The following is a 6688-nucleotide window of genomic DNA, read 5'->3' on the forward strand; positions in this document are numbered from 1 at the left end:
ACGATACGAGGAAACACGATGGCCCAGGAAACCGCAACGCTCGCCGCCTATGTCGCCGACCTGAAATATGACGATATCCCGCCCGAGGTGCTCGACCGCGCCAAGGTGCTGACGCTCGATTTTCTCGGCAGCGCCATCCGGGCGCGGCGCGAGGCGGAATCGACGCCTTCGGTCGTGAACATGCTGGCGGCACTGAAGCTCGATGCGGCGGGCGAGGCGACCGTATTCGGCGACGACAGAACCTGGACGCCGGCGGTGGCGGCGCTGCTCAACGGCACGATGGGCCACTCGCTCGACTTCGACGATACCCACGCCGATTCCTCGCTGCATCCGAGCGCGCCGGTGGTGCCGGCCGCCTTCGCCGTGGGCGAGATGGTCGGTGCCTCCGGCCGCGAGGTGCTGACCGCCGTTGTCGCCGGCTACGAGGTGTGCTGCCGGCTCGGCAATGCGCTCGATCCGACCTCGCATTACGCCCGCGGCTTCCACCCGACCGCGACCGCCGGCACCTATGGTGCCGCGGCTGCCGCAGGCAAGCTGTTCGGCCTGTCGGAGCAGCAGCTGATCTATGCGTTCGGCGTCTCCGGCAGCCAGGCGGCGGGCTCGCTGCAGTTTCTCGTCAACGGCGCCTGGAACAAGCGCTATCAGGTCGGTGCGTCCGCGATGAACGGCGTGATCGCGGCCACGCTCGCCAAGAACGACTTCGTCGGCGCGATCGAATCCGTCGAGGGCAAGCACGGCCTGCTGGTCGGCTACACCGACACGCCGCACCATGAGAAGGCCGTCGCCGGGCTCGGCTCCACCTATGAGACGATGAAGATCGGCGTGAAGCCGTATCCGAGCTGCCGCTACACCCATGCCGCGATCGACGCCATCATCGCGCTGCGCCGCGAGCACAATCTGACGCCGGACCAGGTCAAGCGCGTCGAGATCGGCCTGCATCGCAACGGCATCACCTTGACGGGCGACGCCTCGACCAAGCGGCATCCGAGCTCGATCGTCGGCGGCCAGTTCTCGATGTTCTTCACCGGCGCGCTGGCGCTCGACCAGGGCCGCTTCGGCTGGGACGACTACACGCGCCTTGGTGACGCCGCGATCAACGCGCTCGCCGACAAGTTCGACGTCGTGCAGGATGACAAATTGGAGATCGGCCGCAGCCATCCGTTCGGCGCCCGCGTGACCATCACCACCGAGGACGGCGTGCACGAGCGGCTGCACGATGATCCCTCGGGCGAGCCGACCTCGTTTCCGTCGGCGCAGGCGATGAGCGACAAGTTCATCACTTTGGCACGGCCGGTGCTGAGCAGCCGCGCGCAAAGCTTTGCCGATGCGATCCTGTCGCTGGAGCGTTTCGACCGTGTGGCGCAGGCGACGGCGTTGGGGAGAGTGTAGCGCATGCGTCATTCCCCTCTTGTCGCCGCGATCACGTCGCTCACGAGCTGCGCCACGCCGTCGGCCTCGGGCGGCCAGTTCACGGTGCGACCGAAGCGCGCGATGACGAGGCGCTCGGAGGGAACGAAGATGACGTACTGGCCGAGCGTGCCCTTGGCGAAGACCGCATCGCGCGGCCAGCCATGCGCGATGCGGTAGTTGGCGCCAAAACTGTCGCCGCGGTTGGTCCAGAAGCCGGCGCCGAGGCCGACATAGGCGTTCGGTGTGGGCGTGGCGACGTAGTCCGCCCAGCCGGCGGGCAGGATGCGCCGGCCGGCGACGACGCCGTCGTCGAGATAGAGCTGGCCGAGCCGCGCCCAGTCGCGCGCCGAGGCCAGCATCTGGCTCGATCCCTCCGGCGTGCCGGCGGCGTCGAACTCGATCGTGACGCTGGCCATGCCCAGCGGATCGAACAGCTCGCGATGCGCGAAGCGCAGCACATCCGCGGCGCTGCCGCCGGCGGCATCGCGGATGAGATGGGAAAGGATGACGGTGTTGCCGTCGTGATAGTTGCTGACCGCGCCCGGAGCCGTCTCGAGCGGCATGGATTCGGCATAGGCGGCGCGGTCGGGCTCGACGAACTTCATCCGGTTGACCGGCTCGAGCGCCGACAACAGCGAGGCCTGCAGCGAGCTGCCGAGCGCGAGACCGGCGGTGTGGCGCAGCAGATGATCGACGGTGATGGCATGGCGCGGATCGCTTTCGCTCTGCCACGCCGCCACCGGCGCGGGCGCATGCAGCGCGAGCTTGCCCTGGTGGACGAGAATGCCGATCAGGGTCGCGGTCATCGACTTGGTCGCGGAGAAGCCGAGCAGCGGGGTGTCGAGCGTGAAGCCGGGCGCGTAGCGCTCGGCGATGACCTTGCCGTCCTTCATCACCAGGACGGCATGGGTGCGCCGGAACGGCGGCGCCTCCGGCTCGGCAAAGGCGCGGTCGAGCGCCGCGGCGAGCGCCGGTGTCGCCGGCGCCACGACATGCGGCGGAGCGATGTCGGGCAGCAAGGCCGGCTGCGGCGGCGACAACCGGACGGTCGGCCAGTCGCGGCTCTCGCCATGGTCCATGTGGCAGCCGAGCCCGTCGCGATACACGGCGTGGCTCCGGCCGAGCCCGAGCAGCGTCACGCTGACGTCCTTGGCGGCGCGATCGACGCGGACGTCCATTGCCCAGCTAAGCAGGCCGGCGCCGGGCATCGCGGCCCGGGTCTCGGAGAGCGTGCGGTCCGGGTCGAGACCGGAGACGAAGGTCTCCGAGCACAGCACGCTGGCGATGAAGCCGGTTGCCACCTTCGGCACATCGCGGGCGCGGGCGCCGCCGACCGCCAGGGCGGTCAGCGCGGTGGTGGCAACGAGAGCAGGCAGCAGGCGGCGTCTGGTCATGAGGAGCTCCGGAAGTTGGATCCGCCGGACCAGACCGCGGCCACGGCCCGGACGCTCGCCGATTTCGCAAATCGCACCAGCCGGGAATGGCCGGGACCTCGCCGATTCTGGAATTCCTCCGTGATTTCAAGGCCGAACAGATCACGCTGCGGCCAGCCTCATGCGCCGGTATTCGGTCGGCGTCACCCCAGTCACCGCCTTGAACGCCCGGTTGAACGGACCGAGCGACTGGAACCCGGCATCCATGGCGATGGTGATGACCGGCACCTCGGCCTGGGCGGGATCGGCGAGCGCGGCCTTGGCCTCCTCAATGCGGTGGGCGTTGAGGAAGGTGTTGAAGTTGCGGTAGCCGAGCTCGCCATTGATCAGCCGCCGCAGCCGGTATTCAGGAATGGAGAGCCTGGTCGCCAGCATCCCGATGGTGACGTTGTCCCGCCGATAGATCCGCTCATCCGCCATCAGCCGCATCAGCGCGTCGACCAGCCTGCGGTCCGCGGCCCTGGGAGCCGTGGCCTCGGGCTCTGCGACCGGCGGTGTCTCCGGCGCGAACACATCGCCGGCACCGACCCTGAGCAGCATCAGCGCGACGGCGCCGACCACGACCAGGAACATCGCCGCATTGACCACATTGGCAAGCTCGGACGGGCCGCTGCCGGCGGACGCCATCTGCAGCAGCGCATTGACGCCACCGTAGGACAGCGCCGCGATCACGACGAAGGCCCGGATGCGCCGCCGTCCCTCGACGAGATCCGCCGACCAGGAGCGGATGGTCTGCGCCAAGGTCAGGCCAAGGAAGCCGAGCGCCAGCACATTGTTGGCGACGATCACAAGCCGGCCATGTCCGGCAGGTCCGAGCACGAGACAGCCGATCAGGCTGAAGCCGAACACAGCCAGCCAGATCAGGCCGTGCAGCCCGCGCAACGCAAAGCCGTCGTCGAACAGCGCGCGGCAGAACAGCAAGAGCACGACGATGTCGGCCGTCGCGAGCGCAATCAGCGGCGCGGAAGCGAGCGATGGCGCCGCCGTCCCGCCGATGTTGAAGGTCGCCGCATGCGCGGCCGAGCCGAGCGCCAGCGCGATCGCCAGCCGGCCGCGCCATTGACCACCGAGGTCACGTCCCAACGCGACGGCGAGCACGGCGAGCAGCGCAATGGCGGCGGCGCGAAGCACGAGATCGAGGCTGTCGAGCGTCATCGTCACGGATCCGTTGTCAGCGCCGGAACTCTAGGCCGGAGTGCCGCTCCGTTCAAATCACGCCGACGCCGCGACCTCATGCCCTGCCCTCGCCGTCGCGAAGCTGCTAGGCTCGCGTGACCACATCTCAGGAGCGTCCCATGAGCTGGCAGCCTTCGAACGATCCCGAATTCGGCGATCCCACCTCGTGCGATGCGCTGGAGCACGTCATCGTGCCGCGCACCCGTGATCTCGGCGACGGCTTTGCGGTACGCCGCGCGCTGCCGCATGGCCGCCGGCAGATGGTCGGGCCGTTCATCTTCTTCGACCATTTCGGTCCGGTGCAATTCGTCTCCGGCAAGGGCATGGACGTGCGGCCGCATCCGCATATCGGCTTGGCCACCGTCACCTATCTGTTCGACGGCGCCATCATGCATCGCGACAGCGAGGGCAACGTCCAGGAGATCCAGCCCGGCGCGATGAACCTGATGACCGCCGGCCGCGGCATCGCGCATTCCGAGCGCACGCCGGATCTGCAGCGGCAGAACGGCCAGAACATGCTGGGCCTGCAGAGCTGGATCGCGCTGCCGGTGGAATCGGAAGAGATCGCGCCGAGCTTCCAGCATTACGCGGCGGGCGCGCTGCCGACGGTCAGCGACACCGGCTTCTCCGCGCGCATCATTGCCGGCCGGGCGTTTGGAAAAGCCTCTCCGGTGACGATGGTTTCGCCCTGGTTCTATGTCGAGGTGACGGCGCAGGCCGGCACAGTGGTGCCGCTCGATCCGGACCACGAGGAGCGTGCGATCTACATCGTCGACGGCGAGGTCGAGATCGCCCGCGAGCGCCACGAGGGGCCGCGGCTGCTGATCTTCCGCCCGGGCGATGCCATCAGCGTGCGTACGGTGAAGCCGACCCGGATGATGTTCCTCGGCGGCGACGCACTGGAGGGGCCGCGCCACGTCTGGTGGAATTTCGTCTCCTCCAGCAAGGAGCGCATCGAGCAGGCCAAGCAGGACTGGAAAACCGGCCGCTTCGCCGCTGTTCCCCAGGAGCACGAGTTCATTCCGCTGCCGGAATAGGCTATGGGAGGCGATGCTCCCTTTCGAAGGCCCCGAACGATGACCACGCTTCTCGCCAGCAATCTGCCGCTCCCGAAGATCGGCCGCGGCAAGGTCCGCGACATCTATGCCGTCGGCGACGACCGCGTGCTGCTGCTGACCACCGACCGCATCTCGGCCTTCGACGTCGTGATGAACGAGACCATCCCGATGAAGGGCGCAGTGCTGACGCAGATCTCGGCCTACTGGTTCAACGCGCTGGAAGGCGTCGTGCATCACCACATGATCTCGGCCGACACCGACGAGATCATCGCCGAGGTGCCGGCGCTGCAGCCGCATCGCGAGGAGATCCTCGGGCGGGCGATGCTGTGCAAGCGCACCACCGTGTTTCCGATCGAATGCGTGATCCGCGGCTATCTCTCGGGCTCGGCCTGGAAGGAATATGCCGCCAGCGGCACGCTGGCCGGCGAGCAGCTTCCCGCCGGCCTCGTCGAGAGCCAGAAGCTCGAGCCCGCGATCTTCAGCCCGGCGACCAAGGCCGAGACTGGCCATGACGAGAACATCACCATTGCGCGGATGCGCGAGGTGGTCGGCGACGACACGGCCTATACGTTGGAGAGCATGACCCGCGCGGTCTATACGCTCGGCGAAACGCTGGCGCGTGAGCAGGGCATCATCATCGCCGACACCAAGTTCGAGTTCGGCCGCGACAAGGATGGAAACATCATCCTGATCGACGAGGTCATGACGCCGGATAGTTCGCGGTTCTGGGCCGTCGACGCCTATCAGCCGGGGAAGCCGCAGCCGAGCTTCGACAAGCAGCCGCTGCGCGACTATCTCGACGCCGAGCGCAAGGCCGGCCGCTGGAACGGCGACGCTCCACCGCCGCCGCTGCCGCAGAGCGTGGTGGACGCGACGAGCCAGCGTTATCTGGAGGCGTTCCGGCGCGTGACGGGCAGCGAGCTGAAGATCTAAGGATCGCTTTTCTGCGGTCAGCGGTTGCACGACCAGCGCTCTTGTTTGGACGTGTGAGCTGAACTCATGCCGCATCGGCAGTGCTCCCCCTCACCCCGCTGGCAGGGAGGGGAGCCGCTGATCCGGATCGCATTCGAGGCAATCCGAGCTCCCCTGGAAGGGGCAGAGCCATGGTATCTGGCGATCAGAGTCGTGCGCTCATGCGTCGCCACATCGTCATGGCCGGGCTTGTCCCGGCCATCCACGTCGTTCAGCACGCTGAGCGCCACGTGGATGCCCGGGACAAGCCCGGGCATGACGGCGTAACTAACGTCCGGGATTGTTTGTCGCCACAGCCCGTACCTCATATGAAATGGCCCTATTGCAAGCGAGGCGAGCGCCGAGCATGCATGAGCCCCGCCATCCATGTTAAGATGCGCCTGATCGGCCTCGCGGCGCAATGGCCCGAGTTCTGCTGATCGATCCCGCCCTCTGGAAATGCCGAGGGCGCAGGGAAGGCCGGGAGCTGGCTGCTCCCATGGCCCGCCTGCGGAAAAAAATGCAGGCGGCAGGTACCACAGGTTCAGCCGAGACATCCCGGCCCTCCCTGCGCGATGGGTTTACGTCTGCTCCGCGCTCTTGTGTGTTCGAAACCTGCCAGAATGTGCGAACGGGCGGTTCTGACCAACCGCCCGTCGC

At 67.6% G+C, this 6688-nt stretch carries 5 protein-coding genes; 3 read left to right on the top strand and 2 right to left on the bottom strand.

Annotation, left to right across the window (positions count from 1 at the left end; genetic code table 11):
• Nucleotides 1–18: 18 nt before the first annotated feature.
• Nucleotides 19–1389 (top strand): MmgE/PrpD family protein, encoded by a 1371-nt coding sequence (locus ACQR1H_RS26660; RefSeq protein WP_434908435.1) that lies wholly within the window; start codon nt 19–21, stop codon nt 1387–1389.
• Nucleotides 1390–1397: 8 nt separating this feature from the next.
• On the opposite strand, the gene ACQR1H_RS26665 is transcribed toward ACQR1H_RS26660, so the two are convergent.
• Both ACQR1H_RS26665 and ACQR1H_RS26670 read right to left on the bottom strand, forming a co-directional pair.
• Nucleotides 1398–2804, bottom strand: coding sequence for a serine hydrolase domain-containing protein (locus ACQR1H_RS26665; protein WP_434908436.1), 1407 nt, complete (start codon nt 2802–2804; stop codon nt 1398–1400).
• Between the two features lie 141 nt (nt 2805–2945).
• Complete coding sequence (locus tag ACQR1H_RS26670) at nt 2946–3998, bottom strand: helix-turn-helix domain-containing protein (protein ID WP_434908437.1); 1053 nt, start codon at nt 3996–3998, stop codon at nt 2946–2948.
• A gap of 140 nt (nt 3999–4138) precedes the next feature.
• Between ACQR1H_RS26670 and ACQR1H_RS26675 the strand changes: the two genes are divergently transcribed.
• Both ACQR1H_RS26675 and ACQR1H_RS26680 read left to right on the top strand, forming a co-directional pair.
• Nucleotides 4139–5056, top strand: coding sequence for a pirin family protein (locus ACQR1H_RS26675; protein WP_316179076.1), 918 nt, complete (start codon nt 4139–4141; stop codon nt 5054–5056).
• 39 nt (nt 5057–5095) lie between these two features.
• Entirely contained in the window at nt 5096–6010 is a 915-nt protein-coding gene (locus tag ACQR1H_RS26680; RefSeq protein ID WP_434839976.1) for a phosphoribosylaminoimidazolesuccinocarboxamide synthase, read from the top strand.
• Nucleotides 6011–6688: the final 678 nt, after the last annotated feature.

The organism is Bradyrhizobium sp. HKCCYLRH2015 (assembly GCF_051168215.1).
Taxonomy (GTDB): domain Bacteria; phylum Pseudomonadota; class Alphaproteobacteria; order Rhizobiales; family Xanthobacteraceae; genus Bradyrhizobium.

Excerpts from the sequence above, each read along its gene's own strand:
- ACQR1H_RS26660 (WP_434908435.1), top strand. The coding sequence starts at position 19 with ATGGCCCAGGAAACCGCAACGCTCGCCGCCTATGTCGCCGACCTGAAA.
- ACQR1H_RS26665 (WP_434908436.1), bottom strand. The coding sequence starts at position 2,804 with ATGACCAGACGCCGCCTGCTGCCTGCTCTCGTTGCCACCACCGCGCTG.
- ACQR1H_RS26670 (WP_434908437.1), bottom strand. The coding sequence starts at position 3,998 with ATGACGCTCGACAGCCTCGATCTCGTGCTTCGCGCCGCCGCCATTGCG.
- ACQR1H_RS26675 (WP_316179076.1), top strand. The coding sequence starts at position 4,139 with ATGAGCTGGCAGCCTTCGAACGATCCCGAATTCGGCGATCCCACCTCG.
- ACQR1H_RS26680 (WP_434839976.1), top strand. The coding sequence starts at position 5,096 with ATGACCACGCTTCTCGCCAGCAATCTGCCGCTCCCGAAGATCGGCCGC.